At 68.0% G+C, this 23,533-nt stretch carries 36 protein-coding genes; 1 reads left to right on the forward strand and 35 read right to left on the reverse strand.

The annotated features are described in order from the left end of the window. Positions 1–476: 476 nt before the first annotated feature. The 4 genes from glmM to KME66_RS12305 form a co-directional block, all read right to left on the reverse strand. A complete protein-coding gene (glmM, locus tag KME66_RS12290; protein ID WP_073220237.1) occupies positions 477–1,835 on the reverse strand; it encodes a phosphoglucosamine mutase in 1,359 nt (452 codons plus the stop codon). 277 nt (positions 1,836–2,112) lie between these two features. Continuing rightward, positions 2,113–2,640 carry a 30S ribosomal protein S9 gene (rpsI, locus tag KME66_RS12295; RefSeq protein WP_010058767.1) on the reverse strand — a complete coding sequence of 176 codons (528 nt, stop codon included), beginning with the start codon at positions 2,638–2,640 and terminating at the stop codon, positions 2,113–2,115. A gap of 44 nt (positions 2,641–2,684) precedes the next feature. Next, positions 2,685–3,128, reverse strand: a complete 444-nt coding sequence (rplM, locus tag KME66_RS12300; RefSeq protein WP_073220235.1) for a 50S ribosomal protein L13 — start codon at positions 3,126–3,128, stop codon at positions 2,685–2,687. A 340-nt stretch (positions 3,129–3,468) separates the two neighbouring features. Further along, positions 3,469–5,088, reverse strand: coding sequence for an ABC-F family ATP-binding cassette domain-containing protein (locus tag KME66_RS12305; RefSeq protein WP_216321878.1), 1,620 nt, complete (start codon positions 5,086–5,088; stop codon positions 3,469–3,471). 67 nt (positions 5,089–5,155) lie between these two features. Between KME66_RS12305 and KME66_RS12310 the strand changes: the two genes are divergently transcribed. Then, positions 5,156–6,007, forward strand: coding sequence for a hypothetical protein (locus tag KME66_RS12310; RefSeq protein WP_073220229.1), 852 nt, complete (start codon positions 5,156–5,158; stop codon positions 6,005–6,007). 31 nt (positions 6,008–6,038) lie between these two features. Here the strand turns inward: KME66_RS12310 and truA are convergent, their stop codons facing one another. The 31 genes from truA to rpsJ form a co-directional block, all read right to left on the reverse strand. After that, on the reverse strand, positions 6,039–6,893 hold the full coding sequence (truA, locus tag KME66_RS12315) for a tRNA pseudouridine(38-40) synthase TruA (RefSeq protein WP_073220226.1): 855 nt from the start codon (positions 6,891–6,893) through the stop codon (positions 6,039–6,041). Positions 6,894–6,985: 92 nt separating this feature from the next. Then, on the reverse strand, positions 6,986–7,489 hold the full coding sequence (gene rplQ, locus KME66_RS12320; RefSeq protein ID WP_073220224.1) for a 50S ribosomal protein L17: 504 nt from the start codon (positions 7,487–7,489) through the stop codon (positions 6,986–6,988). Between the two features lie 181 nt (positions 7,490–7,670). After that, positions 7,671–8,693 carry a DNA-directed RNA polymerase subunit alpha gene (locus KME66_RS12325; protein WP_003966937.1) on the reverse strand — a complete coding sequence of 341 codons (1,023 nt, stop codon included), beginning with the start codon at positions 8,691–8,693 and terminating at the stop codon, positions 7,671–7,673. 137 nt (positions 8,694–8,830) lie between these two features. After that, positions 8,831–9,235 carry a 30S ribosomal protein S11 gene (gene rpsK, locus KME66_RS12330; protein ID WP_003948617.1) on the reverse strand — a complete coding sequence of 135 codons (405 nt, stop codon included), beginning with the start codon at positions 9,233–9,235 and terminating at the stop codon, positions 8,831–8,833. 104 nt (positions 9,236–9,339) lie between these two features. Then, on the reverse strand, positions 9,340–9,720 hold the full coding sequence (gene rpsM / locus KME66_RS12335; protein ID WP_006126897.1) for a 30S ribosomal protein S13: 381 nt from the start codon (positions 9,718–9,720) through the stop codon (positions 9,340–9,342). Positions 9,721–9,914: 194 nt separating this feature from the next. Continuing rightward, positions 9,915–10,028 (reverse strand): 50S ribosomal protein L36, encoded by a 114-nt coding sequence (rpmJ, locus tag KME66_RS12340; protein ID WP_003956441.1) that lies wholly within the window; start codon positions 10,026–10,028, stop codon positions 9,915–9,917. A 59-nt stretch (positions 10,029–10,087) separates the two neighbouring features. Further along, the gene (gene infA, locus KME66_RS12345; RefSeq protein ID WP_003956442.1) at positions 10,088–10,309 is read right to left on the reverse strand and encodes a translation initiation factor IF-1; all 222 of its coding nucleotides are present in this window, start codon (positions 10,307–10,309) and stop codon (positions 10,088–10,090) included. A 192-nt stretch (positions 10,310–10,501) separates the two neighbouring features. After that, the gene (map, locus tag KME66_RS12350; protein WP_216321882.1) at positions 10,502–11,338 is read right to left on the reverse strand and encodes a type I methionyl aminopeptidase; all 837 of its coding nucleotides are present in this window, start codon (positions 11,336–11,338) and stop codon (positions 10,502–10,504) included. A gap of 132 nt (positions 11,339–11,470) precedes the next feature. Continuing rightward, positions 11,471–12,130 (reverse strand): adenylate kinase, encoded by a 660-nt coding sequence (locus tag KME66_RS12355; RefSeq protein ID WP_216321885.1) that lies wholly within the window; start codon positions 12,128–12,130, stop codon positions 11,471–11,473. Further along, positions 12,130–13,443: a preprotein translocase subunit SecY gene (secY, locus tag KME66_RS12360; RefSeq protein WP_216321888.1), complete on the reverse strand. Its 1,314-nt coding sequence runs from the start codon at positions 13,441–13,443 to the stop codon at positions 12,130–12,132. The genes KME66_RS12355 and secY overlap by 1 nt, the downstream gene beginning before the upstream one ends. A gap of 391 nt (positions 13,444–13,834) precedes the next feature. Continuing rightward, complete coding sequence (gene rplO / locus KME66_RS12365) at positions 13,835–14,290, reverse strand: 50S ribosomal protein L15 (RefSeq protein WP_003966942.1); 456 nt, start codon at positions 14,288–14,290, stop codon at positions 13,835–13,837. 1 nt (position 14,291) lies between these two features. Then, positions 14,292–14,474 carry a 50S ribosomal protein L30 gene (gene rpmD / locus KME66_RS12370; protein ID WP_003966943.1) on the reverse strand — a complete coding sequence of 61 codons (183 nt, stop codon included), beginning with the start codon at positions 14,472–14,474 and terminating at the stop codon, positions 14,292–14,294. After that, positions 14,474–15,076 (reverse strand): 30S ribosomal protein S5, encoded by a 603-nt coding sequence (gene rpsE, locus KME66_RS12375; protein ID WP_006126891.1) that lies wholly within the window; start codon positions 15,074–15,076, stop codon positions 14,474–14,476. Before rpsE ends, rpmD begins: the two co-directional genes overlap by 1 nt. A gap of 47 nt (positions 15,077–15,123) precedes the next feature. Then, positions 15,124–15,507: a 50S ribosomal protein L18 gene (rplR, locus tag KME66_RS12380; protein ID WP_018490822.1), complete on the reverse strand. Its 384-nt coding sequence runs from the start codon at positions 15,505–15,507 to the stop codon at positions 15,124–15,126. A gap of 2 nt (positions 15,508–15,509) precedes the next feature. Further along, entirely contained in the window at positions 15,510–16,049 is a 540-nt protein-coding gene (rplF, locus tag KME66_RS12385) for a 50S ribosomal protein L6 (protein WP_073220210.1), read from the reverse strand. A 21-nt stretch (positions 16,050–16,070) separates the two neighbouring features. Next, entirely contained in the window at positions 16,071–16,469 is a 399-nt protein-coding gene (rpsH, locus tag KME66_RS12390; RefSeq protein ID WP_003966947.1) for a 30S ribosomal protein S8, read from the reverse strand. A 224-nt stretch (positions 16,470–16,693) separates the two neighbouring features. Continuing rightward, entirely contained in the window at positions 16,694–16,879 is a 186-nt protein-coding gene (locus KME66_RS12395; RefSeq protein ID WP_003948630.1) for a type Z 30S ribosomal protein S14, read from the reverse strand. A 2-nt stretch (positions 16,880–16,881) separates the two neighbouring features. After that, positions 16,882–17,439: a 50S ribosomal protein L5 gene (gene rplE / locus KME66_RS12400; protein ID WP_003966948.1), complete on the reverse strand. Its 558-nt coding sequence runs from the start codon at positions 17,437–17,439 to the stop codon at positions 16,882–16,884. Next, positions 17,439–17,762 carry a 50S ribosomal protein L24 gene (rplX, locus tag KME66_RS12405; RefSeq protein WP_003966949.1) on the reverse strand — a complete coding sequence of 108 codons (324 nt, stop codon included), beginning with the start codon at positions 17,760–17,762 and terminating at the stop codon, positions 17,439–17,441. The genes rplE and rplX overlap by 1 nt, the downstream gene beginning before the upstream one ends. 2 nt (positions 17,763–17,764) lie before the next feature. After that, positions 17,765–18,133 (reverse strand): 50S ribosomal protein L14, encoded by a 369-nt coding sequence (rplN, locus tag KME66_RS12410; RefSeq protein ID WP_003966950.1) that lies wholly within the window; start codon positions 18,131–18,133, stop codon positions 17,765–17,767. Positions 18,134–18,242: 109 nt separating this feature from the next. Then, entirely contained in the window at positions 18,243–18,527 is a 285-nt protein-coding gene (gene rpsQ / locus KME66_RS12415) for a 30S ribosomal protein S17 (RefSeq protein WP_018490820.1), read from the reverse strand. Continuing rightward, entirely contained in the window at positions 18,527–18,751 is a 225-nt protein-coding gene (gene rpmC, locus KME66_RS12420) for a 50S ribosomal protein L29 (protein WP_003966952.1), read from the reverse strand. Before rpmC ends, rpsQ begins: the two co-directional genes overlap by 1 nt. Then, a complete protein-coding gene (gene rplP, locus KME66_RS12425; protein ID WP_073220207.1) occupies positions 18,751–19,170 on the reverse strand; it encodes a 50S ribosomal protein L16 in 420 nt (139 codons plus the stop codon). Before rplP ends, rpmC begins: the two co-directional genes overlap by 1 nt. Positions 19,171–19,175: 5 nt before the next feature. After that, complete coding sequence (rpsC, locus tag KME66_RS12430) at positions 19,176–20,012, reverse strand: 30S ribosomal protein S3 (RefSeq protein WP_073220204.1); 837 nt, start codon at positions 20,010–20,012, stop codon at positions 19,176–19,178. Continuing rightward, positions 20,012–20,359, reverse strand: a complete 348-nt coding sequence (gene rplV / locus KME66_RS12435; RefSeq protein ID WP_004571827.1) for a 50S ribosomal protein L22 — start codon at positions 20,357–20,359, stop codon at positions 20,012–20,014. The genes rpsC and rplV overlap by 1 nt, the downstream gene beginning before the upstream one ends. Before the next feature lie 43 nt (positions 20,360–20,402). Further along, positions 20,403–20,684: a 30S ribosomal protein S19 gene (rpsS, locus tag KME66_RS12440; protein WP_003966956.1), complete on the reverse strand. Its 282-nt coding sequence runs from the start codon at positions 20,682–20,684 to the stop codon at positions 20,403–20,405. A gap of 14 nt (positions 20,685–20,698) precedes the next feature. Further along, on the reverse strand, positions 20,699–21,535 hold the full coding sequence (gene rplB, locus KME66_RS12445; RefSeq protein ID WP_073220200.1) for a 50S ribosomal protein L2: 837 nt from the start codon (positions 21,533–21,535) through the stop codon (positions 20,699–20,701). A 38-nt stretch (positions 21,536–21,573) separates the two neighbouring features. Further along, the gene (gene rplW / locus KME66_RS12450) at positions 21,574–21,897 is read right to left on the reverse strand and encodes a 50S ribosomal protein L23 (protein WP_003966958.1); all 324 of its coding nucleotides are present in this window, start codon (positions 21,895–21,897) and stop codon (positions 21,574–21,576) included. After that, positions 21,897–22,547 carry a 50S ribosomal protein L4 gene (gene rplD / locus KME66_RS12455; RefSeq protein WP_073220197.1) on the reverse strand — a complete coding sequence of 217 codons (651 nt, stop codon included), beginning with the start codon at positions 22,545–22,547 and terminating at the stop codon, positions 21,897–21,899. The genes rplW and rplD overlap by 1 nt, the downstream gene beginning before the upstream one ends. A 4-nt stretch (positions 22,548–22,551) precedes the next feature. Beyond that, complete coding sequence (gene rplC, locus KME66_RS12460) at positions 22,552–23,196, reverse strand: 50S ribosomal protein L3 (RefSeq protein WP_073220194.1); 645 nt, start codon at positions 23,194–23,196, stop codon at positions 22,552–22,554. Between the two features lie 14 nt (positions 23,197–23,210). Then, a complete protein-coding gene (gene rpsJ, locus KME66_RS12465) occupies positions 23,211–23,519 on the reverse strand; it encodes a 30S ribosomal protein S10 (RefSeq protein ID WP_003948644.1) in 309 nt (102 codons plus the stop codon). Positions 23,520–23,533: the final 14 nt, after the last annotated feature.

Genomic DNA, 23,533 nt, shown 5'->3' on the forward strand with positions numbered 1-23,533 from the left:
GGAAGGCACCGCCCGCCCCACCACGTGACACCGCCACCGCACGTCCACCGCGAGACCGCGCGCTCCCCACGCGGCACTCCCCCGGGCCCACGGACGAGGCCCCGGCGCTTCCCCCTGCGTGACCGCCGGACGCCGCACCCCCGTGGCCCCGCCACCGCGGTCCCGGGCACGCGAAAGCCCCCGGCGAGTACCTGGCGGCACGGGGCAGCACAGGGTCGCCGGGGGCAGGCCGTCCACGGGTGGCCCGTACGGACACGCGGGCCCCGCACGAGTCCCGGGAGACCCGCACACATCCCCAGGTGGCCCGCACGAGTCCCCGGGTGGCCCGGTCAGGGGTCCCGGGTGCCCCAGACGGGTCCCGAGTGGGTGGCCCGCACGAGTCCCGGGTGGCCCGCACGAGTCCCGGGCGGGTGGCCCACGAGTCCCCGGGTAGCCGAGACGGAGCCCGGGTGGCCCGCTCCGGGTGCGGCGTCCGCTCAGCCCAGCGCGGACTTCACCACATCGGCCAGCCGGCTCGCGACGGCGCGCGCCTGCTCGATGTCGGCGGCCTCGACCATGACCCGCACCAGCGGCTCCGTACCCGACTGGCGCAGCAGCACACGCCCGCTCTCGCCGAGCTCGCGCTCCGCCTCGACGACCGCCGCGGCCAGCTCGGCCGAGGTGTTCACCCGGGTCTTGTCGACGTCGGGGACGTTGATGAGGACCTGGGGCAGGCGCTGCATGACCCCGGCCAGCTCGGTGAGGCTCCGGCCGGTGGCGGCGACGCGGGCCGCCAGCATCAGGCCGGTCAGCGTGCCGTCGCCCGTCGTGGCGTGGTCGAGGACGATGACGTGCCCGGACTGCTCGCCGCCCAGCGCGAAGCCCTCGGCCTTCATCGACTCCAGGACGTACCGGTCGCCGACCGCCGTCTGCACGAGCCGGATGCCCTCGCGCTCCATGGCCAGCTTGAAGCCGAGGTTCGACATCACCGTGCCGACCACGGTGTCCTTGCGCAGCTGCCCGGCCTCCCGCATGGCGAGGGCCAGCACGGCGAGGATCTGGTCGCCGTCGATCTCCTCGCCCGCCGCGTCCACGGCCAGGCAGCGGTCGGCGTCCCCGTCGTGCGCGATGCCGAGGTCGGCCCCGTGCTCGACGACGGCGGCGCGCAGCAGGTCCAGGTGGGTGGAGCCGCAGCCGTCGTTGATGTTCAGGCCGTCCGGCTCGGCCCCGATGGTGACGACCTCCGCTCCGGCCCGCGCGAACGCGGCGGGCGAGACGCGGGCGGCGGCGCCGTGCGCCTCGTCCAGGACGACCTTCAGTCCGTCGAGGCGGTTGGGGAGGACACCGACGAGGTGGGCGACGTACCGGTCGAAGCCCTCCGCGTAGTCGCTGACCCGGCCGACACCGGCGCCGGTCGGACGGTCCCACGGCTCACCGGTGCGGTGCTGCTCGTAGACCGTCTCGATCCGGTCCTCCAGGTCGTCGGCGAGCTTGTGGCCGCCGCGCGCGAAGAACTTGATGCCGTTGTCGGGCATCGCGTTGTGGCTGGCGGAGAGCATCACCCCGAGGTCGGCGTCGAGCACGCCGGTGAGGTGGGCGACCGCGGGCGTCGGCAGCACGCCGACGCGCAGCACGTCCACCCCGGCGCTGGCCAGACCCGCCACGACGGCGGCCTCCAGGAACTCTCCGGAAGCCCGCGGATCACGTCCGACCACGGCGGTCGGGCGATGGCCCGCGAAGGTGCCTGCCTCGGCGAGTACGTGCGCCGCCGCGACCGAGAGACCGAGCGCCAGCTCGGCCGTCAGGTCGGCATTGGCGACACCCCGTACCCCATCCGTACCGAAGAGTCGTCCCACTGGTGTCCTCCGAAGTGCTCCGAAACCACAAACCACTACTGCACAGCAAACGAACTGAGAAACCAAACAACGAAAGCGGCGAAAAAACGACAGAAGGGTGCGCCGGGCGGCATCCCTCGGGCCCTCGCTCCGGCATGGCGGCAGACAGGGCACACGTACGGCGCATCCGGTCCGATGAACGTCTCATGCCGTTATACGCCCGCGAGCGTCGATAAACGAACGCCCCGGCAGCACGGAGTGTGCCGCCGGGGCGAACGTGGCAGTGAGCAGGCGATATTTAGCGCTTGCTGTACTGCGGGGCCTTACGGGCCTTCTTGAGACCGGCCTTCTTGCGCTCGACCGCACGGTCGTCGCGGGAGAGGAAGCCGGCCTTCTTCAGCGTGGCGCGGTTGTTGTCCACGTCCGCCTCGTTCAGCGCGCGGGCCACGCCGAGGCGCAGGGCGCCGGCCTGACCGGAGACGCCGCCACCCGAGATGCGGGCGATGACGTCGTAGCGGCCGTCGAGCTCGAGCACCTTGAAGGGCTCGTTGACTTCCTGCTGGTGCACCTTGTTGGGGAAGTAGTCCTCAAGGGTGCGACCGTTGATCTTCCACTTGCCGGTGCCCGGAACGATCCGGACGCGGGCGATGGCGTTCTTGCGACGGCCCAGGCCGGCGGCGGGCTGCGGGTCACCGAAGCGGCCCGCGAGGGACTCGCTGGTGTACTCGCCCTCGACGGGAACCTCGGACTCGAAGGTGGTCACCTCGGCGAAGGTCTCCTCGCCCTCGGTGCCCTCGACGGGGTTCTCAACAGTGGTCTCGGCCACGATTCTCCTCAGATCTTTCTGTACGTCTTAGGGGGTGGCCGGAACTACTGCGCGACCTGGGTGATCTCGAACGGGACCGGCTGCTGAGCAGCGTGCGGGTGCTGGTCGCCCGCGTAGACCTTGAGCTTCGAGAGCATCTGACGGCCCAGGGTGTTCTTGGGGATCATGCCCTTGATGGCCTTCTCGACGGCCTTCTCGGGGTTCTTCTCCAGCAGCTCGTCGTAGCGCACCGAACGGAGACCGCCCGGGAAGCCCGAGTGGCGGTACGCCATCTTCTGGGTCTTCTTGTTGCCGGACAGGTGCACCTTGTCGGCGTTGATGATGATGACGAAGTCGCCCATGTCCATGTGGGGGGCGTAGATCGCCTTGTGCTTACCACGGAGGAGGTTGGCAGCCGTGGTGGCCAGACGGCCCAGGACGATGTCCTGCGCGTCGATGATGTGCCACTGGCGAGTGACATCGCCGGGCTTGGGGCTGTACGTACGCACTTCGTAGCCTTCGCTTCTTCAGTGGATGAGGTCCAGACACATGGCACCCCTGAAGCGATCATGCAGCTGGGGCTCACAGTGCCGGGACGATCCGCCCGTATGCGAGCCACTGGTAACTGCTCCAGAGAACCTACGTAAGGGCCCTGAGCGCCACGAGGGCGCGGCCGATACGCATAACAAAGAGGCAGCCTACCGTCGACCCCCGACACGGGTCAAAACGCCCCCGGGCCGGCCGGACCGGCCGCACGCATCCGGCCCCACCCGCGTTCCGGGCGCGGCGCCCGCCGCATCGGCGCCGCAGAACCGCACCCGTGACCGCCCCGCGGCCGGCCGCCGGAGGTCAGCGCTCCCGCTGCACCCGCCGCTCGTCCCACACCGGCTCCGACGTCTCCCGCACCACCCCGTCCGAGCCGAAGACCAGATACCGGTCGAAGGACTTCGCGAACCACCGGTCGTGCGTGACGGCCATCACCGTCCCGTCGTACGACTCGAGACCGTCCTGCAAGGCTTCCGCCGACTCCAGGTCCAGGTTGTCCGTCGGCTCGTCGAGCAGCAGCGCGGTCGTGCCCGCCAGCTCCAGCAGCAGGATCTGGAACCGCGCCTGCTGCCCGCCGGAGAGCCGGTCGAACGCCTGGTCCCCCTGCCGCTCCAGCTCGTACCGCCGCAGCACCCCCATCGCCCCGCCCCGGTCCTTGGCGTGCTCGGACCACAGGATCTCGACCAGCGTCTTCCCCAGCAGCTCCGGGTGCGCGTGCGTCTGGGCGAAGTGTCCGGGCACGACCCGCGCCCCGAGCTTCCACTCCCCCGTGTGCGCGACCGGCTCCCCCGCCAGCAGCCGCAGGAAGTGCGACTTGCCGGACCCGTTGGAGCCGAGGACCGCGACGCGCTCCCCGTAGAAGATCTCCAGGTCGAACGGCTTCATCAGCCCGGTCAGCTCCAGGCCCTTGCAGGTCACCGCCCGCACCCCGGTCCGGCCGCCGCGCAGCCGCATCCGGATGTCCTGCTCGCGCGGCGGCTCCGGCGGGGGCCCGGCCTCCTCGAACTTCTTGAAGCGGGTCTGCATCGCGTGGTAGCGGTTCGCCATGTCGGGGCTGTTCGCCGCCTGCTGCCGCATCCGCAGGACGAGCGCCTTCAGCCGGGCGTGCTCCTCCTGCCAGCGCCGCAGCAGCTCCTCGAACCGGGCGAACCGCTCCTTGCGCGCCTCGTGGTACGTGTCGAAGCTCCCGCCGTGCACCCACACATCGCTGCCCGCCGGGCTCGGCTCGACGCTGACGATCTTCTCGGCGGCCCGGGAGAGCAGCTCCCGGTCGTGGGAGACGAAGAGGACCGTCTTGCGGGTCTCCTTCAGCTTCTCCTCCAGCCACCGCTTGCCGGGGACGTCCAGATAGTTGTCCGGCTCGTCCAGCAGCAGCACCTCGTCGGGCCCGCGCAGCAGCGCCTCCAGGACCAGCCGCTTCTGCTCGCCGCCGCTGAGCGTGCGCACCTCGCGCCACTGCGCCTTCTCGTACGGGACGCCCAGCGCGGCCGTCGTGCACATGTCCCAGACCGTCTCGGCCTCGTACCCGCGCGCCTCGGCCCAGTCGCTCAGCGCCTGCGCGTACGCCATCTGCGCGGCCTCGTCGTCGACGGTGAGGATTCTCTCCTCGGCCGCGTCGACCGCCTTCGCCGCCTCCCGGACGCGCGGCTGCGCCACCGACACCAGCAGGTCCCGCACGGTCCGCTCGTCCCGTACCGAGCCCACGAACTGCGGCATCACGCCGAGCCCGCCGCTCACCGACACCGTGCCGCCGTGCGGCTGGAGCTCGCCCGCGAGGAGGCGCAGCAGGGTCGTCTTGCCCGCCCCGTTCGCCCCGACGAGCGCGACGACGGCTCCGTCGGCCACCCGGAACGAGGCATCGCCGAGCAGCACCCGCCCGTCCGGAAGGTAGTACTCAAGGTGGCCCGCTTCGAGATGTCCCATACCGAGCATTGTCACGGTCCGCGAACTCCTGGCCCAACCGGTTTACCCCAGCCCCTAAAATGCGCGCATGAGCTTTGGGCAAGGGGGGGCCTCCTGGGGGCCCGGGGGTGACGGGACACCGGACTGGGCGGCGCTGGCGGACCAGTCCGCCGCGCGGGCCCGCCGCAGGAGACTGCTGATGATCGGAGGCGGGGCGCTGGCCACCGTCGCGATCGGCGCGATCGTGACCACCGCCGTGGTCACGTCGAACGGCGGCGGCACCGGCAAGGGCGACAAGAACGCGAGTCAGCTCCCCGCCCCCGCCGACCTCCCCGAGGACACCTCGGCGCCCGCGCCGTCGTTCTCCTCGGTCGCACCGCCGCCCCCGCCGGACCCCAAGGACTACATATCCAGCGCCGACAAGGACACGGCGCCGGTCACCGTCGACGGGTTCTTCCCCGGCAGGAAGCTCACCATGGGCGACCGCGTCCACCTCAAGGGCGCGACCAGCAGTTCCGCGAAGTGCGCGACGGGCACCCAGGGCGCCCTCGGCTCCGTCCTCACGAACAACGGCTGCACGCAGCTCATCCGGGCCACCTACCGCAAGGACGGGGTGGCCGTCACGGTCGGCGTCGCCGTCTTCGACACGGAGGCCCGCGCGAAGAAGGCCGTCGACCAGGCCTCCGGCGGACTCGCCTCGCTCAGCGGCGGCGGCGTCGACACCTTCTGCCGGGGCGGCATCGTCTGCCTGCGCACGTCCAACTCCTACGGCCGCTACGCCTACTTCGCCGTCGGCGGCTTCCTCGACGGCAAGCGGGTCACCACCGCCGACGAGAACGTCTACGCGGTCACCAAGGACCTGACGAACTTCACCTTCCGTCAGATCCACCGCCGCGGCCAGCTCCAGGCCTCGCAGGCCGCTGCCGAACCCGGCGGCTGACCCGCGGAGCCGGCCGCCACGGCTCCGGCGATCAGCAGCAGCCCGCCCCCGGCAAGGTCCGCACGTTGCGGGCCTCCTCGGCCCGCGCGGCCAGCAAGTCGTCCGCCGGGTAGGCCACTTCCTCCAGCGTCAGCCCGTGCGGGCGCACGACGTGCACCCCGGGGTCGCGCACCTTCGCGGCCAGCACCTCGGCGGGCCAGGACGCCGGACGCCGCCCGTCGCCGACGAACAGCGCCGCGCCGATCAGCGCCCGCACCATGTTGTGGCAGAACGCGTCCGCCTGCACGGTCGCGGTGAGGACCCCGGACTCCGGATCCCGTACCCAGCTCAGCTTCTGGAGGGTACGGATGGTCGTCGCGCCCTCACGCTTCTTGCAGTACGCGGCGAAGTCGTGCTCCCCGACCATCAGCGCGGCCGCCTCGTTCATCGCGTCCAGGTCCAGCGGCCGGTCGTGCCACAGCACATGACCGCGCGTCAGCGGATCGACCCCGCCGGGCCGGTCGCCCACGCGGTAGGCGTACCGCCGCCACAGCGCGGAGAAGCGGGCGTTGAACCCCGCGGGGGCCGGGGCCGCGCGCCAGACCCGTACGTCCAGCGGAAGCCTGCCCGCCAGCCGCCTCAGCAGCTTCTCCTCGTGCTCGGCCCAGACCTCCTCCGGCAGATCCACGTGGGCCACCTGGCCGCGCGCGTGCACCCCGGCGTCCGTGCGGCCCGCCACCGTCAGGTCGTACGTCACCGCCGAACGGGTCACGGTCCGCAGCGCGCCCTCGATCTCGCCCTGCACCGTGCGCCGGCTGGTCTGCTTGGCCCAGCCGGAGAAGTCCCTGCCGTCGTAGGACAGGTCCAGTCGTACCCGTACGAAACCGGGCTCGGCCTGGTCACTCACCGCGTCTCCCTCTCCACACCCTGGTCAGCGAAACGGGCCCGCACCGCCCCGAAGGGTGATGCGGGCCCGTCCCGTGGTCCGTGTCAGAACGCTCAGGCGTCCTTGGACTCCGCGTCGTCGGCCGGCTTGGCGTCCTCGACGGACTCGGCCGCGGGGGCCTCGTCCTTCTTGAGGGCGTCTTCCTTGACCGCGCGCTTCGTGGCGGCCTCGGCCTCACCGGTGGCCTGCTGGGCCACGGTCAGCGCCTCGACCAGCTCGATGACCGCCATCGGGGCGTTGTCGCCGCGACGGTTGCCGATCTTGGTGATACGGGTGTAACCACCGGGGCGGTTCTCGTACCGGGGAGCGATCTCGGTGAAGAGCGTGTGGACGACGCCCTTGTCCGTGATCGACTGGAGCACCAGGCGACGGTTGTGGATGTCGCCCTTCTTCGCCTTGGTGATGAGGCGCTCGGCGACGGGGCGCAGGCGGCGGGCCTTGGCCTCGGTCGTCGTGATGCGGCCGTGCTCGAACAGCGACTTCGCCAGGTTCGCGAGAAGCAGCTTCTCGTGCGCGGCGCTACCGCCGAAACGGGCTCCCTTGGTGGGACGCGGCATGGTGTTTCTCCTTGTGTGCTGCACCGGCCGTATCAGGTACCGGTGTCAGTTCCCGTGCGGCGGACGCCCCACGGAAGTCTTGCGTGCCGGCCGGGATCCACGCCCGTCCGGCGGTTGAGGACGCGTCCTCGGCCCGGCCCGGGGCGCCCTCGGAACGGGGCACCCCCAGCCGGGAGGCGACTCAGTACTGCTCGGTCTCCACGAAACCGGCGTCCGCGTCGTCGTCGGCGCCGAAGGCGTCGGCGGCGGCGGTCGGGTCGAAGCCGGGAGGCGAGTCCTTCAGCGCGAGGCCCATTCCGGCCAGCTTCGCCTTGACCTCGTCGATCGACTTCGCACCGAAGTTGCGGATGTCGAGCAGGTCCGCCTCGGAGCGGGCCACGAGCTCACCCACGGAGTGGATGCCCTCGCGCTTGAGGCAGTTGTACGAACGGACCGTGAGCTCCAGCTCCTCGATCGGCAGAGCCAGATCGGCGGCGAGAGCGGCGTCCGTCGGGGACGGGCCCATGTCGATGCCCTCGGCGTCGATGTTGAGCTCGCGCGCCAGACCGAACAGCTCGACCAGGGTCTTGCCGGCCGACGCCATGGCGTCACGGGGACGCATGGCCTGCTTGGTCTCGACGTCGACGATCAGCTTGTCGAAGTCGGTGCGCTGCTCGACACGGGTCGCCTCGACCTTGTACGTGACCTTGAGCACCGGCGAGTAGATGGAGTCGACCGGGATACGGCCGATCTCCTGGCCGACCTGCTTGTTCTGGACGGCGGAGACGTAGCCGCGACCGCGCTCGACGGTCAGCTCCATCTCCAGCTTGCCCTTGCCGTTGAGCGTGGCGAGGACGAGGTCGGGGTTGTGCACCTCGACACCGGCCGGGGGCGCGATGTCGGCGGCGGTGACCAGACCCGGGCCCTGCTTGCGCAGGTACATCACGACCGGCTCGTCGTGCTCCGAGGAGACGACCAGCTGCTTGATGTTGAGGATGAGGTCGGTCACGTCCTCCTTGACGCCCGGCACGGTGGTGAACTCGTGCAGGACACCGTCGATCCGGATGCTGGTGACAGCGGCACCGGGGATCGAGGAGAGGAGCGTGCGGCGGAGGGAGTTGCCGAGGGTGTAGCCGAAGCCCGGCTCCAGCGGCTCGATCACGAACCGGGAGCGGAACTCGTCGACGACCTCTTCGGTCAGCGACGGACGCTGAGCGATAAGCATGCGGTGATCCTTCAGTCGTGGGCACCCACTATTTGATGCCCGACAGATGTAACAAGGGTACGGGCGGTACGCCCCGTAAGAGGTGTACCGCCCGGACCCGGCGCTACCGACGCACGGCCGTCACCGGCCGTAGCGGGTCAGACGCGACGACGCTTCGGCGGACGGCAGCCGTTGTGCGGCGTCGGGGTGACGTCCTGGATCGAACCGACCTCCAGGCCGGTGGCCTGGAGCGAGCGGATCGCGGTCTCACGGCCGGAGCCGGGACCCTTGACGAAGACGTCGACCTTGCGCATGCCGTGCTCCTGCGCGCGGCGGGCGGCCGACTCGGCGGCCATCTGCGCGGCGAAGGGGGTGGACTTGCGCGAGCCCTTGAAGCCGACGTGGCCGGCGGAGGCCCAGGAGATCACGTTGCCCGTGGGGTCCGTGATCGAGACGATGGTGTTGTTGAACGTGCTCTTGATGTGCGCGTGGCCGTGAGCGACGTTCTTCTTTTCCTTGCGACGCACCTTCTTGGCTGCGCCCTGACGACCCTTGGGGGGCATGTCTTGACTCCAGATGGAGAGGGGAGGTGATCGGTCCTACAGCGAAGACCGCTGGTTTCTGCGTGCTCCGGAAGGCCGGAGGTCCGCAGTGCGTCCGCTGAGGACTACTTCTTGCCCGGCTTCTTCTTACCGGCGATGGCGCGACGCGGGCCCTTGCGGGTACGCGCGTTCGTGCTGGTGCGCTGACCGTGGACGGGCAGGCCACGACGGTGGCGGATGCCCTGGTAGCAGCCGATCTCGACCTTGCGGCGGATGTTCGCCTGGACCTCACGGCGGAGGTCACCCTCGGTGCGGAGGTTGGCGTCCACGTGCTCGCGGATCTTGACGAGGTCTTCCTCGGCCAGGTCACGAACGCGGGTGTTCGGGTTCACGCCGGTGGCGGCGAGGATCTCCTTGGACCGGGTGCGCCCGATACCGAAGACGTAGGTGAGGGCGACCTCCACGCGCTTTTCGCGCGGGATGTCAACACCTGAAACGCGTGCCATTCAATGGCTCCAGTTGTTAGATCGGGGGTCTTCCGCAGTGCCACTCCCGACCGCCGACCGCTCCCGAGGAGCAGTGGTACGTCCGGGTCCCCGGCCCCCGCCGGAGGTGTCGTCAGCCGTGGCTTGGACGGGTACTGCGTATGTACGTATTACGTGCGTCGCGCGAAGAACTGCGAGATGCAGGCGGTCGTGCGTCAGCCCTGGCGCTGCTTGTGGCGCAGGTTGTCGCAGATGACCATGACCCGACCGTGACGGCGGATCACCTTGCACTTGTCGCAGATCTTCTTGACGCTCGGCTTGACCTTCATGGGATGTCAGGTTCTCCGGGTCAGTGCCATCATCCGCCGAAACGGGATGGGGGCAAGATCTACTTGTAGCGGTAGACGATCCGGCCACGCGTGAGGTCGTACGGAGAGAGCTCCACCACAACCCGGTCATCGGGGAGGATACGGATGTAGTGCATCCGCATCTTGCCGCTGATGTGCGCCAGGACCTTGTGACCGTTCTGGAGCTCCACCTTGAACATTGCGTTCGGGAGGGACTCGATCACGGTGCCCTCAATCTCGATGGCACCTTGCTTCTTGGCCACGCTTCGCCTTTCGAATCGGCTACCTTGATCGGCTCCCGCGATCCTGCGTCCGCCATGCGATTGCATGTGGACACACGGATGCACCAGAGCCGACGAGTCAGTCTACGTCAGCGGACCCCAAAAGACGAATCCGTCAAGTTTGCCCACTCCCGGTGATCCTTAGACCTGCCGGACGGGTTGTGTCGGGGCGCCTCAGCCCAGGGGGTCGGGCGCCGCCGTGATCCCGTACTCCGCGAGCTTCGCCTTCCCGCAGTCCGGGGCGGTCAGCACCAGCGGGCCCTGCTCGGTCAGCGCGATCGAGTGCTCCCAGTGCGAGGACCAGGTGCCGTCCGTCGTGATGACCGTCCAGTCGTCGGCGAGGGTCTCCGTCCGCGCCGTGCCGAGCGAGACCATGGGCTCGATCGCCAGGCAGACGCCCGGGACCAGCTTGATGCCCTTGCCGCGCTTGCGGGAGACGTAGTTCAGCAGATGCGGGTCCATGTGCATCTCGGTGCCGATGCCGTGCCCGCCGAAGTCCTCGATGATGCCGTACTTCCCGGTCGCGGGGCGGGGCTGGCGGCGGATGAAGGTCTCGATGGCCCGGGAGATGTCGACGAGCCGGTTGTTCACCTTCATCGCGGCGATCCCGGCCCACATCGACTCCTCGGTGACCCGGGAGAGCTCGACCAGCTCCGGTGCGTGACCGGTGCCCACGAAGGCGGTGTAGGCCGCGTCACCGTGCCAGCCGTCCACGATCGCGCCGGCGTCGATGGAGATGATGTCGCCGTCCTTCAGGACCGTCTTCTCGTCCGGGATGCCGTGGACGACGACCTCGTTGACCGAGGTGCAGATGGTCGCGGGGAACCCGCCGTAGCCGAGGAAGTTCGACTTCGCGCCGTGGTCGGCGATCACCTTGCGGGCGACCTGGTCCAGGTCGTGGGTGGTGGCCCCGGGGACGGCCGCCTCACGGGTGGCGGCGTGAATGGCAGCGACCACCAGGCCCGCCTCGCGCATCTTCGCGATCTGCTCGGGGGTCTTGATCTGCACCATTGCTCGGCGCCTCTCTGCATCGACGGTGACGGGTACGGCTCGGCGTGTTCAACGATACGGGGGCAAGCAGTCGGCCGCGGCGCCCAGAGGCGCCGCGGCCGGCTTGCACAGCGGGTGGTGCGGGGGTGACGCTCAGCCCTCGGCGGAGGGCATCAGCGCCTCCATGGCGCGGGCGGTCACGTCCTCGACCTTGCCGAGCGCGGAGATGGTCACCACCAGGCCCTGGGCCCGGTAGTAGTCGATGATCGGCTCGGTCTGCGTGTGGTAGACCTCCAGCCGGGTGCGGACCGTCTCCTCGCTGTCGTCGTCCCGCTGGTACAGCTCGCCGCCGCAGGCGTCGCAGACGCCCTCGGCCTTCGGCGGGTTGTACGTCAGGTGGAAGACGTGCGCGCTGTCGTTGCGGCAGACACGGCGACCCGCGATCCGCTTCACGACCTCGTCCTCGGGGACCTCCAGATCGAGGACCGCGTCGAGCTTCACGCCCTCGTCCTTGAGCATCACGTCCAAGGCTTCGGCCTGGCCCACGTTCCGCGGGAAGCCGTCCAGCAGGAAGCCGTCCACGGCGTCCTCCTGGGCCATGCGGTCCTTGGCCATCCCGATGGTGACCTCGTCCGGCACCAGCTGGCCTGCGTCCATGTAGGCGCGGGCCTGCTTGCCAAGGTCGGTGCCCTGGCTGATGTTGGCGCGGAAGAGGTCGCCCGTGGCGATGTGCGGAATCGACAGGTTGTGGGCAAGGTACGCAGCCTGCGTTCCCTTGCCGGCACCAGGAGGCCCGACGAGGACGATGCGCATCAGCGGAGGAACCCTTCGTAATTGCGCTGCTGGAGCTGACTCTCGATCTGCTTCACGGTTTCCAGACCCACACCCACGATGATGAGGATGCTCGTCCCGCCGAACGGGAAGTTCGCGTTCGCACCGCCGAAGCCCGCCAACGCCATCGTCGGCACAAGAGCGATCAGGGCCAGGTACAGCGAGCCTGGCCACGTGATCCGGTTGAGCACGTAGCTCAGGTACTCGGCAGTAGGACGACCTGCGCGGATACCCGGGATGAAGCCACCATACTTCTTCATGTTGTCGGCGACCTCGTCGGGGTTGAACGAGATGGCCACGTAGAAGAAGGCGAAGAAGACGATCAGCAGGAAGTACGCCACCATGTAGTACGGCTCGTTCTGCTGCACGAAGTTGTCCGTGATCCAGGTCGCCCAGCCCGCGTTGGAGTTGGAGAACTGGACGATCAGCGCCGGGATGTAGAGCAGCGACGAGGCGAAGATGACGGGAATCACACCGGCCTGGTTGACCTTCAGCGGGATGTACGTGGACGTACCGCCGTAGGAACGGCGCCCGATCATGCGCTTCGCGTACTGCACGGGGATGCGGCGCTGGGCCTGCTCGACGAAGACGACGAGCCCGACCATCACGAAGCCGATGAGGATGACGGTGCCGAACTCGATCCAGCCGTCGGCCAGCTTGCCGCTCTCCTTGATGGCCCACAGGGCGCCGGGGAACGTGGCGGCGATCGAGATGAACATGAGGATCGACATGCCGTTGCCGATGCCGCGGTCGGTGATCAGCTCACCGAGCCACATGACGGCGGCCGTACCGGCGGTCATCGTGATGACCATGATGATCGTGGTGAAGACCGACTTGTCCGCGACGATCTGGTCGCCCACGGTGCAGTTCTGGAAGAGCGCGCCGCTGCGCGCGGTGGCGACGAGGCCGGTGCCCTGGAGGACGGCCAGCGCGACCGTCAGGTAACGCGTGTACTGCGTGATCTTCGCCGTGCCGGACTGCCCTTCCTTCTTCAGGGCTTCCAGGCGCGGGATCACCACGGTCAGCAGCTGCAGAATGATGCTCGCCGTGATGTACGGCATGATGCCGAGCGCGAAGATGGTGATCTGCAGCAGGGCGCCACCGCTGAACATCTGCATCAGACCGAGGAGACCACCCGAGTCGGCCTGGTCGATGCACTGCTGCACCTTCGTGTAGTCGACACCGGGGGCGGGGATGTGCGCCCCGAGCCGGTAGATCACGATGATGCCGAGCGTGAAGAGCAGCTTCTTGCGCAGGTCGGGCGTCTTGAACGCTCGGGCGAACGCGGTGAACACGGTGCCTCCTGCGACCCCCGCGCTGTGCGTCAGAGGCGACGGGTCTGGATGGGACTGGACGGGATCGGATACAAGGCAGCCCTACATCGTAAGGAGGCCACAAAAGATGAACGGCGCTACCCTACCCGGCCCAGGACTGAGCAGGAAACACGCACCGCACACCGGTGCACGGCCCGCCTCCCGGCCCACGCCGCGAAAGACCGGCCAAGCCGCACCATTTGGGACGTGAACGCCCCTCCGCTCCCCCACCGCCGGTGCGGTGGACACTCGTTCAACCTTTCCCGAGCCTTTACGGTTCCCGTATATCGCCGCGAAATGGCCCCGGGCACGGAAAAACCCGGCCGACCGCCTCCGAGGAGGCAGCCGACCGGGCTCAGTTCCGTCCCGAGACTCAGACGAGCTCGGTGACCGTACCGCCGGCGGCGGTGATCTTCTCCTTGGCGGAGCCGGAGACGGCGTCAACCGAAACCTGCAGCGCCACGGAGATCTCGCCCTGTCCGAGGACCTTGACGAGGTGGTTGTTGCGCACGGCGCCCTTGGCGACCAGGTCGGCCACCGTGACCTCTCCACCCTCGGGGTAGAGCGTCGCGAGCTTGTCCAGGTTCACGACCTGGTACTCCGTGCGGAACGGGTTCTTGAAGCCCTTGAGCTTCGGGAGACGCATGTGGAGGGGCATCTGGCCACCCTCGAAGCGCTCCGGAACCTGGTAACGAGCCTTCGTACCCTTGGTACCACGGCCTGCGGTCTTACCCTTGGACGCCTCACCACGACCCACACGGGTCTTGGCGGTCTTGGCGCCCGGGGCAGGCCGGAGGTTGTGGGCCTTCAGCGGGCTGTTCTCCGCCATGTCAGTCAACCTCCTCAACCGTCACGAGGTGGCGGACGGTGTGCACCATGCCGCGGAACTCGGGGCGGTCCTCCTTGACAACCGAGTCGTTCAGGCGCTTGAGCCCGAGCGAACGCAGGGTGTCGCGGTGGTTCTGCTTGCTGCCGATGTACGACTTCGTCTGCGTGATCTTGAGGCGAGCCATTACGCACCCGCTCCCGCACGCGCACGGAGCAGAGCCGCGGGGGCGACGTCCTCGAGGGGCAGACCGCGGCGGGCCGCGATCTCCTCGGGACGCTGCAGGCCCTTCAGGGCCTCCACGGTCGCGTGCACGATGTTGATCGCGTTGGACGAGCCAAGCGACTTCGACAGGATGTCGTGAACGCCGGCGCACTCGAGCACGGCACGCACCGGGCCACCGGCGATAACACCGGTACCGGGGGAAGCCGGCTTGAGCAGGACGACGCCCGCTGCCTTCTCGCCCGTGATCGGGTGAGGGATGGTGCCCTGGATGCGGGGGACCTTGAAGAAGTTCTTCTTGGCCTCTTCGACACCCTTGGCGATGGCCGCGGGAACTTCCTTGGCCTTGCCGTATCCGACACCGACCGTGCCGTCACCGTCGCCCACCACGACCAGCGCGGTAAAGCTGAAGCGACGACCACCCTTCACAACCTTGGCGACGCGGTTGATCGCGACGACGCGCTCGACGTACGCGGTCTTCTCGGCGGCTGCGCCACCGTCACGGCCCTTCCGGTCCCGCCGCTCGCCGCCACCGGCACCGCTGCCGCGGCGCTGGGGTCCAGCCATGGGAATTACCTCTCTCTGTTACGTCCGCTGTGCGTTGGAACCGGGGCTCAGAACTTCAGCCCGGCTTCACGGGCGGCGTCAGCCAGAGCGGCAATCCGCCCGGCGTACTGGTTACCACCGCGGTCAAACACGACGGCCTCGACGCCTGCAGCCTTGGCACGCTCGGCGACCAGGGCGCCGACCTGCTTGGCCTGGGCGCTCTTGTCGCCCTCGCCACCACGGATCGAGGTGTCCAGGGTCGACGCCGAGGCGAGCGTGTGGCCCGCGATGTCGTCGATGACCTGGGCCACGATGTGGCGGTTGGACCGCGTCACGACCAGACGGGGACGCTCCGGCGAACCCGACAGGTGCTTGCGGACGCGGATGTGGCGCCGCTTACGAGCGGCGCGCTTGTACGCGTCGCCCTTGGCGATCTTCACACCGTATGCCATGGCTACTTACCAGCCTTTCCGACCTTGCGGCGGATGACCTCGCCCGCGTACTTGACGCCCTTGGCCTTGTACGGGTCGGGCTTCCGCAGCTTGCGGATGTTGGCGGCCACTTCGCCGACCTTCTGCTTGTCGATGCCCTCGACGCTGAGCTTCGTGGGCGACTCGACCTTGAAGGTGATGCCTTCCGGCGCCTCGACGACGATCGGGTGGCTGTAGCCCAGGGCGAACTCCAGGTTGGAGCCCTTCGCCTGGACGCGGTAACCGACACCGCTGATCTCGAGCGCCTTGGAGTAACCCGCGGTCACGCCGGTGATCATGTTCGCCACCAGCGTGCGGGACAGGCCGTGGAGGGCCTTGTTCTGACGCTCGTCGTTCGGGCGGATGACGTTGAGAACGCCGTCCTCGCCCTTGGAGACCTCGATCGGCGCGGCGACGGTGTGCGTGAGGGAACCCTTGGGGCCCTTCACCGCGACCGTACGGCCATCGATGGTGACGTCCACACCGGCGGGAACCTGGATGGGGAGCTTGCCGATTCGCGACATGAGCTTTCCTTCCTTTCCCGACTACCAGACGTAGGCGAGGACTTCCCCACCTACGCCCTTCTTGCCTGCCTGCTGGCCGGTCAGGAGACCGTGGGACGTGGAGATGATCGCCACGCCCAGGCCGCCGAGGACCTTCGGCAGGTTGGTGGACTTTGCGTACACACGCAGACCCGGCTTCGAGATGCGCTTGATGCCGGCGATCGAACGCTCGCGGTTCGGGCCGAACTTCAGCTCCAGGACGAGGTTCTTGCCGACCTCGGCGTCCTCGACCTTCCAGCCGGTGATGAAGCCCTCCTGCTGGAGGATCTCCGCGATGTGCGACTTGATCTTGCTGTGCGGCATCACGACGGAGTCGTGGTACGCCGAGTTCGCGTTACGCAGACGCGTGAGCATGTCTGCGATGGGATCAGTCATGGTCATGAATTGGCCTTCGGCCTCTCTCGCCGGGGTTTCCTGTATGCACCATCCCTCTCCCCACTCACTGGCGGGACGGGTGCGGCGCGGGGACCTACGGCGTAGTAAGTCGGTCTTGGGCGGCAGGCGCCCAACCCTTCAAGCCTACGGCATGAAAGGCGGGGCTCCTGCCGACCAGATGCTTACCGAGAGTCTCCGGGAACTTCCAACGCCCAGGGGGCGAGGGAGAGTTACCAGGAGCTCTTGGTCACGCCCGGCAGCTCGCCACGGTGAGCCATCTCACGGAGGCACACGCGGCACAGGCCGAACTTGCGGTAGACGGAGTGGGGCCGGCCGCAGCGCTGGCAGCGGGTGTACCCGCGAACGCCGAACTTCGGCTTACGGGCGGCCTTAGCGATCAGAGCCTTCTTCGCCACGGTCAGTTCTCCTTGAACGGGAAGCCGAGGTGACGAAGGAGGGCACGACCCTCGTCGTCGTTGGTCGCCGTGGTGACCACGGTGATGTCCATGCCCCGGACCCGGTCGATCTTGTCCTGGTCGATCTCGTGGAACATGACCTGCTCCGTGAGACCGAAGGTGTAGTTGCCACGGCCGTCGAACTGCTTCGGCGACAGGCCACGGAAGTCACGGATACGCGGCAGCGCGAGCGACAGCGTACGGTCCAGGAACTCCCACATCCGGTCACCGCGGAGGGTGACGTGGCAGCCGATCGGCTGGCCCTCGCGCAGCTTGAACTGCGCGATGGACTTGCGGGCCTTCGTGACGGCCGGCTTCTGGCCCGTGATCGTGGTGAGGTCCTTGACGGCACCGTCGATCAGCTTGGAGTCGCGGGCGGCGTCGCCCACACCCATGTTGACCACGATCTTGACCAGACCGGGAACCTGCATGACGTTCTCGTACGAGAACTCCTCACGCAGCTTGCCGGCGATTTCCTCGCGGTAGCGCGTCTTGAGACGCGGCGCAGTGGTGGCAGTCATCAGATGTCCTCACCGGTCCGCTTGGCAACGCGGATCTTGTTGCCCTCGTCGTCAAAGCGGTAGCCGACGCGGGTGACAACCTTGTTGCCGTCCTTCTCCACGACCAGCTGAACGTTGCTGACGTGGATCGGAGCCTCGGTGGTCACAATGCCACCCGTCTGCGAACCGCGAGCCGTCTGACCGGCCTTGGTGTGCTTCTTGACCCGGTTGACACCCTCGACGAGGACGCGGTCCTGAGCGGGGTAGGCCACGATGACCTTGCCCTGCTTGCCCTTGTCCTTACCGGTGATGACCTGGACCAGGTCGCCCTTCTTGATCTTCATGCTTACAGCACCTCCGGCGCGAGCGAGATGATCTTCATGAACTTCTTCTCGCGCAGCTCCCGGCCCACGGGGCCGAAGATGCGGGTGCCGCGGGGGTCGCCGTCGTTCTTCAGAATGACGGCGGCGTTCTCGTCGAAGCGGATGTACGAGCCATCCTGACGACGACGCTCCTTGACGGTGCGAACGATGACGGCCTTGACGACGTCACCCTTCTTCACGTTGCCACCGGGGATCGCGTCCTTGACGGTGGCGACGATGACGTCACCGATACCCGCGTAGCGGCGACCCGAGCCACCGAGAACACGAATGGTGAGAATTTCCTTCGCACCCGTGTTGTCGGCGACGCGCAGTCGCGACTCCTGCTGGATCACGTCTATCTCCTGATCGTCTGCCGGTTCCCGGTGGGGAGCCACGCGAGTCGCCTCACGTGGCTCCCGCACCGAGCCTGGCGGAACTGACCTGAGGGAAACCCCTCAGGAATTACTTGGCCTTCTCGAGGATCTCGACGATGCGCCAGCGCTTCGAGGCGGACAGCGGACGCGTCTCCATGATGAGGACGCGGTCGCCGACGCCGGCGGAGTTCTGCTCGTCGTGGGCCTTGAGCTTGTTCGTACGGCGGATGACCTTGCCGTACAGCGCGTGCTTCACACGGTCCTCGACAGCGACGACGACGGTCTTGTCCATCTTGTCGCTGACGACCAGACCCTCACGGGTCTTGCGGAAACCGCGCTCGGTGTTCGTCTCAGTCACAGTCTTCTCGCTCATCAGGCGCTCTCCACCGTCTCGATGCCCAGCTCGCGCTCACGCATCAGGGTGTAGATCCGGGCGATGTCCTTACGGACGGACTTGAGCCGGCCGTGGTTCTCGAGCTGACCGGTCGCCGCCTGGAAGCGGAGGTTGAACAGCTCTTCCTTGGCTTCGCGGAGCTTGTTGAGGAGCTCCTCGTCGCCCAGCTCGCGCAGCTCGGACGCCTTGGTACCGGCCGACATCACGCCTCACCTGCCTCGCGCCGAACGATCCGGCACTTCATCGGAAGCTTGTGAGCAGCGCGGGTGAGCGCCTCACGAGCAATCTTCTCGTTCGGGTAGGACAGCTCGAACATCACCCGACCGGGCTTGACGTTCGCGATCCACCACTCCGGAGAACCCTTACCGGAACCCATGCGGGTCTCGGCGGGCTTCTTCGTCAGCGGACGGTCCGGGTAGATGTTGATCCAGACCTTGCCGCCACGCTTGATGTGACGGGTCATCGCGATACGAGCGGACTCGATCTGACGGTTCGTCACGTACGCCGGGGTCAGCGCCTGGATGCCGTACTCGCCGAACGCAACCTGCGTGCCACCCTTGGACATACCGCTGCGCTTCGGGTGGTGCTGCTTGCGGTGCTTGACCCTACGGGGGATCAGCATTTCGGTCAGGCCTCCGTTCCGGTGCTCTCAGCAGCCGGAGCAGCGGCGGCGGCGTCGGCCTTGGGGGCCTCGGCTGCCGGAGCCGACTGCTGCGGCTTACGGCCGCGACCGCCACGCTCGCCACCACGGCCACCGCGGCCGGCCGGGCGGTCAGCGCCGCCACGAGCCGGACGGTTGCCGGCGCGGGCCGCGGCGTTCTCGGCGCGAACCTCGGCGATGTTCTTGACGTCGCCCTTGTAGATCCAGACCTTCACGCCGATGCGGCCGAAGGTCGTCTTGGCCTCGAAGAAGCCGTAGTCGACGTTCGCGCGAAGCGTGTGCAGGGGCACACGGCCCTCGCGGTAGAACTCCGAGCGGGACATCTCGGCGCCGCCGAGGCGGCCACCGCACTGGATCTTGATGCCCTTGGCGCCGGCCTTCATCGAGGACTGCATGCTCTTGCGCATGGCCCGACGGAAGGAGACGCGGGAGGAGAGCTGCTCGGCGACGGCCTGGGCCACCAGCTGAGCGTCCACCTCGGGGTTCTTGACCTCGAGGATGTTCAGCTGGACCTGCTTGCCGGTCAGCTTCTCCAGCTCGCCGCGGATACGGTCGGCCTCGGCGCCGCGGCGGCCGATGACGATGCCCGGGCGGGCGGTGTGGATGTCAACGCGGACGCGGTCACGGGTGCGCTCGATCTCGACCTTCGAGATGCCGGCCCGCTCCATGCCCTTCGTCATCATGCGACGAATGGCGACGTCTTCCTTGACGTAGTCCTTGTACAGCTTGTCGGCGTACCAGCGGGACTTGAAGTCCGTGGTGATGCCGAGCCGGAACCCGTGCGGGTTTACCTTCTGGCCCATTACCGGGTTCCTTCCTTGCTGCTGACGACCACGGTGATGTGGCTGGTCCGCTTACGGATCCGGTAGGCACGGCCCTGGGCACGCGGACGGAACCGCTTCAGGGTCGGGCCCTCGTCCACGTACGCCTCGCTGATGACCAGCGAAGAGGCGTCGGTGTGGTCGTAGTTGTGTGCGGCGTTGGCGATGGCGCTGTCCAGCACCTTGCCAACCGGCACGCTCGCGGCCTGCGGGGCGAAACGCAGGACCGCCTGAGCCTCCGTGGCATCCATGCCACGGATGAGGTCCACCACGCGGCGGGCCTTCATGGGCGTGACGCGGATGTACCGCGCCTGGGCCCTGGCTTCCATGGTTGTCCCTTCGGTGTAAGTCATAGTCGTTTCCACCCCGCTGCTAGCGGCGCTTCGACTTCCGGTCGTCCTTGACGTGGCCGCGGAAGGTGCGAGTCGGCGAGAACTCGCCGAGCTTGTGGCCGACCATCGACTCGGTGACGAACACCGGGACGTGGATCTTGCCGTTGTGCACCGCGATGGTGTGACCCAGCATGGCCGGGACGATCATCGAGCGACGGGACCAGGTCTTGATGACGTTCTTGGTGCCTGCCTCGTTCTGTACGTCCACCTTCTTGATGAGGTGTCCGTCGACGAAGGGCCCCTTCTTGAGACTGCGCGGCATCTGAAAACCCGCTCCTAGCGCTTCTTGTTCGTCTTGCGGCGGCGGACGATGTACTTGTTGCTCGCCTTCTTGGGAGCACGCGTACGACCCTCCTTCTGACCCCACGGCGAGACCGGGTGGCGACCACCGGAGGTCTTGCCTTCACCACCACCGTGCGGGTGGTCAACCGGGTTCATCGCGACACCGCGGACGGTCGGGCGGACGCCCTTCCAGCGCATGCGGCCGGCCTTGCCCCAGTTGATGTTCGACTGCTCGGCGTTGCCGACCTCACCGATCGTCGCGCGGCAGCGCGCGTCGACCAGGCGGATCTCACCCGACGGCATACGAAGGTGGGCCATGGTGCCCTCCTTCGCCAGCAGCTGCACGGAGGCACCCGCGGAACGGGCGAACTTCGCGCCGCCGCCGGGCCGCAGCTCGATGGCGTGGATGGTCGTACCGACCGGGATGTTGCGCAGCGCCAGGTTGTTACCGGGCTTGATGTCGGCGGTCGGACCGTTCTCGACACGGTCACCCTGCGACAGGCCACGGGGAGCGACGATGTAACGCTTCTCGCCGTCCGCGTAGTGCAGCAGCGCGATGCGCGCGGTGCGGTTCGGGTCGTACTCGATGTGCGCGACCTTGGCCGGCACGCCGTCCTTGTCGTGACGACGGAAGTCGATCACGCGGTAGGCGCGCTTGTGGCCACCACCCTGGTGGCGAACGGTCACACGACCGGCGTTGTTACGGCCGCCCTTGTTGTGCAGGGGGCGGACCAGCGACTTCTCCGGCGTGGACCGCGTGATCTCGACAAAGTCGGCGACGCTGGAGCCACGACGGCCCGGGGTCGTCGGCTTGTACTTGCGGATACCCATTTCTCAGTCCTCGTCCGATTCCGGACGACTCGACCTCACTAGGAGGTCGGGCCGCCGAAGATGTCGATACGGTCGCCCTCGGCGAGGGTCACGATGGCGCGCTTCGTGTCGGCGCGCTTGCCGAAACCGGTGCGGGTGCGCTTGCGCTTGCCCTGCCGGTTGATCGTGTTGACCCCGGTGACCTTGACCGAGAAGACCGCCTCGACGGCCTGCTTGATCTGGGTCTTGTTGGAGCCGGGCGCGACGATGAACGTGTACTTGTTCTCGTCGAGCAGCGCGTAGCTCTTCTCGGAGACCACGGGCTTGACGAGAACGTCACGCGGGTCCGAGTACGTCTTGCTGGTAACGGTCGCCTCACTCATCAGGCGGCGCTCCCTTCGGTCTCAGCGGTCTGGGGGCCAGACACGAAGGACTCGAGGGCGGCCTGGGTGAAGACCACGTCGTCAGAGACGATCACGTCGTACGTGTTGAGCTGGCCCGGCTCCAGGATGTGCACCTGGGGCAGGTTGCGCGCGGACAGCCACGCGGCCTCGTCGGAGCGCTCGGCGACCAGGAGCAGGTTCTGACGCTCCGAGATCTTGCCGAACAGCGCCTTGGCGGCCTTGGTGGAGATCTCGCTCTCGACCACGCCGGTGACGACGTGGACGCGGGAGTGACGGGCCCGGTCGGAGAGGGCACCGCGCAGGGCGGCGGCCTTCATCTTCTTCGGGGTCCGCTGCGAGTAGTCACGCGGCTGCGGGCCGTGGACGACGCCACCGCCGGCGAACTGCGGGGCGCGGGTCGAGCCCTGACGGGCGCGGCCGGTGCCCTTCTGGCGGTACGGCTTCTTGCCACCGCCGCGGACTTCGCCGCGGGTCTTGGTCTTGTGCGTGCCCTGACGGGCAGCCGCCAGCTGCGCGACGACGACCTGGTGGATCAGCGGAACGCTGGTCTTCGCGTCGAAGATCTCCGCGGGGAGCTCGACGGTACCGGCCTTGTCGCCTGCCGGCGAAAGGATGTCAATGGTGCTCATTACCTCAAGCCCCCTTGGCCGCGGTACGGACCAGGACGAGGCCGCCGTTCGGACCGGGGACCGCGCCCTTGATGAGGAGCAGACCCTTCTCCGCGTCTACCGCGTGGATGGTCAGGTTCTGGGTGGTGACGCGCTCGTTGCCCATGCGACCCGCCATGCGCATGCCCTTGAAGACACGGCCGGGGGTGGCACAGCCGCCGATGGAGCCCGGCATGCGGTGCACACGGTGGGCACCGTGGGACGCCTTGCCGCCCTTGAAGTTGTGACGCTTCATGACACCGGCGAAGCCCTTGCCCTTGCTCTTGCCCGTGACGTCGACCTTGACGCCGGACTCGAACACCTCGGCAGTGACCTCCTGGCCCAGCGTGTACTCGCTGGCGTCAGGGGTGCGGAGCTCCACCAGGTGGCGGCGCGGGGTGACGTCGGCCTTGGCGAAGTGACCCTTGAGGGGCTTGTTCACCTTGCGCGGGTCGATCTCGCCGAAGGCGATCTGGACCGCTTCGTAGCCGTCGCTGTCGTTGGTGCGAACCTGCGTCACGACGCACGGACCGGCCTTGACGACGGTCACCGGGACAACCCGGTTGTTCTCGTCCCAGACCTGGGTCATGCCGAGCTTCTCGCCCAGGACGCCCTTGATGTTCTTGCTCATCTCGGCCCGTCCCCTCAGAGCTTGATCTCGATGTCGACGCCGGCCGGCAGGTCGAGGCGCATCAGCGAGTCAACCGTCTTCGGCGTGGGGTCGAGGATGTCGATGAGGCGCTTGTGGGTGCGCATCTCGAAGTGCTCGCGAGAGTCCTTGTACTTGTGCGGCGACTTGATGACGCAGTACACGTTCTTCTCAGTGGGCAGCGGCACCGGGCCCGCGACCGACGCACCAGTGCGGGTCACCGTCTCGACGATCTTCTTCGCCGAGGAGTCGATGACCTCGTGGTCGTAGGCCTTGAGCCGGATGCGGATCTTCTGTCCCGCCATGGCTACTAGTAGTC

The sequence above is a fragment of the Streptomyces sp. YPW6 genome (assembly GCF_018866325.1).
GTDB lineage: Bacteria > Actinomycetota > Actinomycetes > Streptomycetales > Streptomycetaceae > Streptomyces.

Bases quoted from the DNA above. Each gene is read 5' to 3' on its own strand.
- rplO (WP_003966942.1), bottom strand. From the start codon at position 14,290: ATGGCGGAGAACAGCCCGCTGAAGGCCCACAACCTCCGGCCTGCCCCG.
- rpsE (WP_006126891.1), bottom strand. From the start codon at position 15,076: ATGGCTGGACCCCAGCGCCGCGGCAGCGGTGCCGGTGGCGGCGAGCGG.
- rplX (WP_003966949.1), bottom strand. From the start codon at position 17,762: ATGAAGATCAAGAAGGGCGACCTGGTCCAGGTCATCACCGGTAAGGAC.
- rpsJ (WP_003948644.1), bottom strand. From the start codon at position 23,519: ATGGCGGGACAGAAGATCCGCATCCGGCTCAAGGCCTACGACCACGAG.
- rpsH (WP_003966947.1), bottom strand. From the start codon at position 16,469: ATGACCATGACTGATCCCATCGCAGACATGCTCACGCGTCTGCGTAAC.
- rpsQ (WP_018490820.1), bottom strand. From the start codon at position 18,527: ATGAGCGAGAAGACTGTGACTGAGACGAACACCGAGCGCGGTTTCCGC.
- rpmD (WP_003966943.1), bottom strand. From the start codon at position 14,474: ATGGCTCGCCTCAAGATCACGCAGACGAAGTCGTACATCGGCAGCAAG.
- rpsS (WP_003966956.1), bottom strand. From the start codon at position 20,684: ATGCCGCGCAGTCTCAAGAAGGGGCCCTTCGTCGACGGACACCTCATC.
- rpsM (WP_006126897.1), bottom strand. From the start codon at position 9,720: ATGGCACGCGTTTCAGGTGTTGACATCCCGCGCGAAAAGCGCGTGGAG.
- rplB (WP_073220200.1), bottom strand. From the start codon at position 21,535: ATGGGTATCCGCAAGTACAAGCCGACGACCCCGGGCCGTCGTGGCTCC.
- rplR (WP_018490822.1), bottom strand. From the start codon at position 15,507: ATGGCATACGGTGTGAAGATCGCCAAGGGCGACGCGTACAAGCGCGCC.
- rplE (WP_003966948.1), bottom strand. From the start codon at position 17,439: ATGACTGCCACCACTGCGCCGCGTCTCAAGACGCGCTACCGCGAGGAA.
- KME66_RS12355 (WP_216321885.1), bottom strand. From the start codon at position 12,130: ATGCGCATCGTCCTCGTCGGGCCTCCTGGTGCCGGCAAGGGAACGCAG.
- map (WP_216321882.1), bottom strand. From the start codon at position 11,338: ATGGTGCAGATCAAGACCCCCGAGCAGATCGCGAAGATGCGCGAGGCG.
- rplD (WP_073220197.1), bottom strand. From the start codon at position 22,547: ATGAGCACCATTGACATCCTTTCGCCGGCAGGCGACAAGGCCGGTACC.
- KME66_RS12305 (WP_216321878.1), bottom strand. From the start codon at position 5,088: ATGGGACATCTCGAAGCGGGCCACCTTGAGTACTACCTTCCGGACGGG.
- rpmC (WP_003966952.1), bottom strand. From the start codon at position 18,751: ATGTCGGCCGGTACCAAGGCGTCCGAGCTGCGCGAGCTGGGCGACGAG.
- KME66_RS12325 (WP_003966937.1), bottom strand. From the start codon at position 8,693: ATGCTTATCGCTCAGCGTCCGTCGCTGACCGAAGAGGTCGTCGACGAG.
- KME66_RS12310 (WP_073220229.1), top strand. From the start codon at position 5,156: ATGAGCTTTGGGCAAGGGGGGGCCTCCTGGGGGCCCGGGGGTGACGGG.
- rpmJ (WP_003956441.1), bottom strand. From the start codon at position 10,028: ATGAAGGTCAAGCCGAGCGTCAAGAAGATCTGCGACAAGTGCAAGGTG.
- rplW (WP_003966958.1), bottom strand. From the start codon at position 21,897: ATGAGTGAGGCGACCGTTACCAGCAAGACGTACTCGGACCCGCGTGAC.
- rpsK (WP_003948617.1), bottom strand. From the start codon at position 9,235: ATGCCCCCCAAGGGTCGTCAGGGCGCAGCCAAGAAGGTGCGTCGCAAG.
- rplC (WP_073220194.1), bottom strand. From the start codon at position 23,196: ATGAGCAAGAACATCAAGGGCGTCCTGGGCGAGAAGCTCGGCATGACC.
- rpsC (WP_073220204.1), bottom strand. From the start codon at position 20,012: ATGGGCCAGAAGGTAAACCCGCACGGGTTCCGGCTCGGCATCACCACG.
- rplP (WP_073220207.1), bottom strand. From the start codon at position 19,170: ATGCTGATCCCCCGTAGGGTCAAGCACCGCAAGCAGCACCACCCGAAG.
- rplV (WP_004571827.1), bottom strand. From the start codon at position 20,359: ATGGAAGCCAGGGCCCAGGCGCGGTACATCCGCGTCACGCCCATGAAG.
- rplF (WP_073220210.1), bottom strand. From the start codon at position 16,049: ATGTCGCGAATCGGCAAGCTCCCCATCCAGGTTCCCGCCGGTGTGGAC.
- rplQ (WP_073220224.1), bottom strand. From the start codon at position 7,489: ATGCCGCGTCCCACCAAGGGAGCCCGTTTCGGCGGTAGCGCCGCGCAC.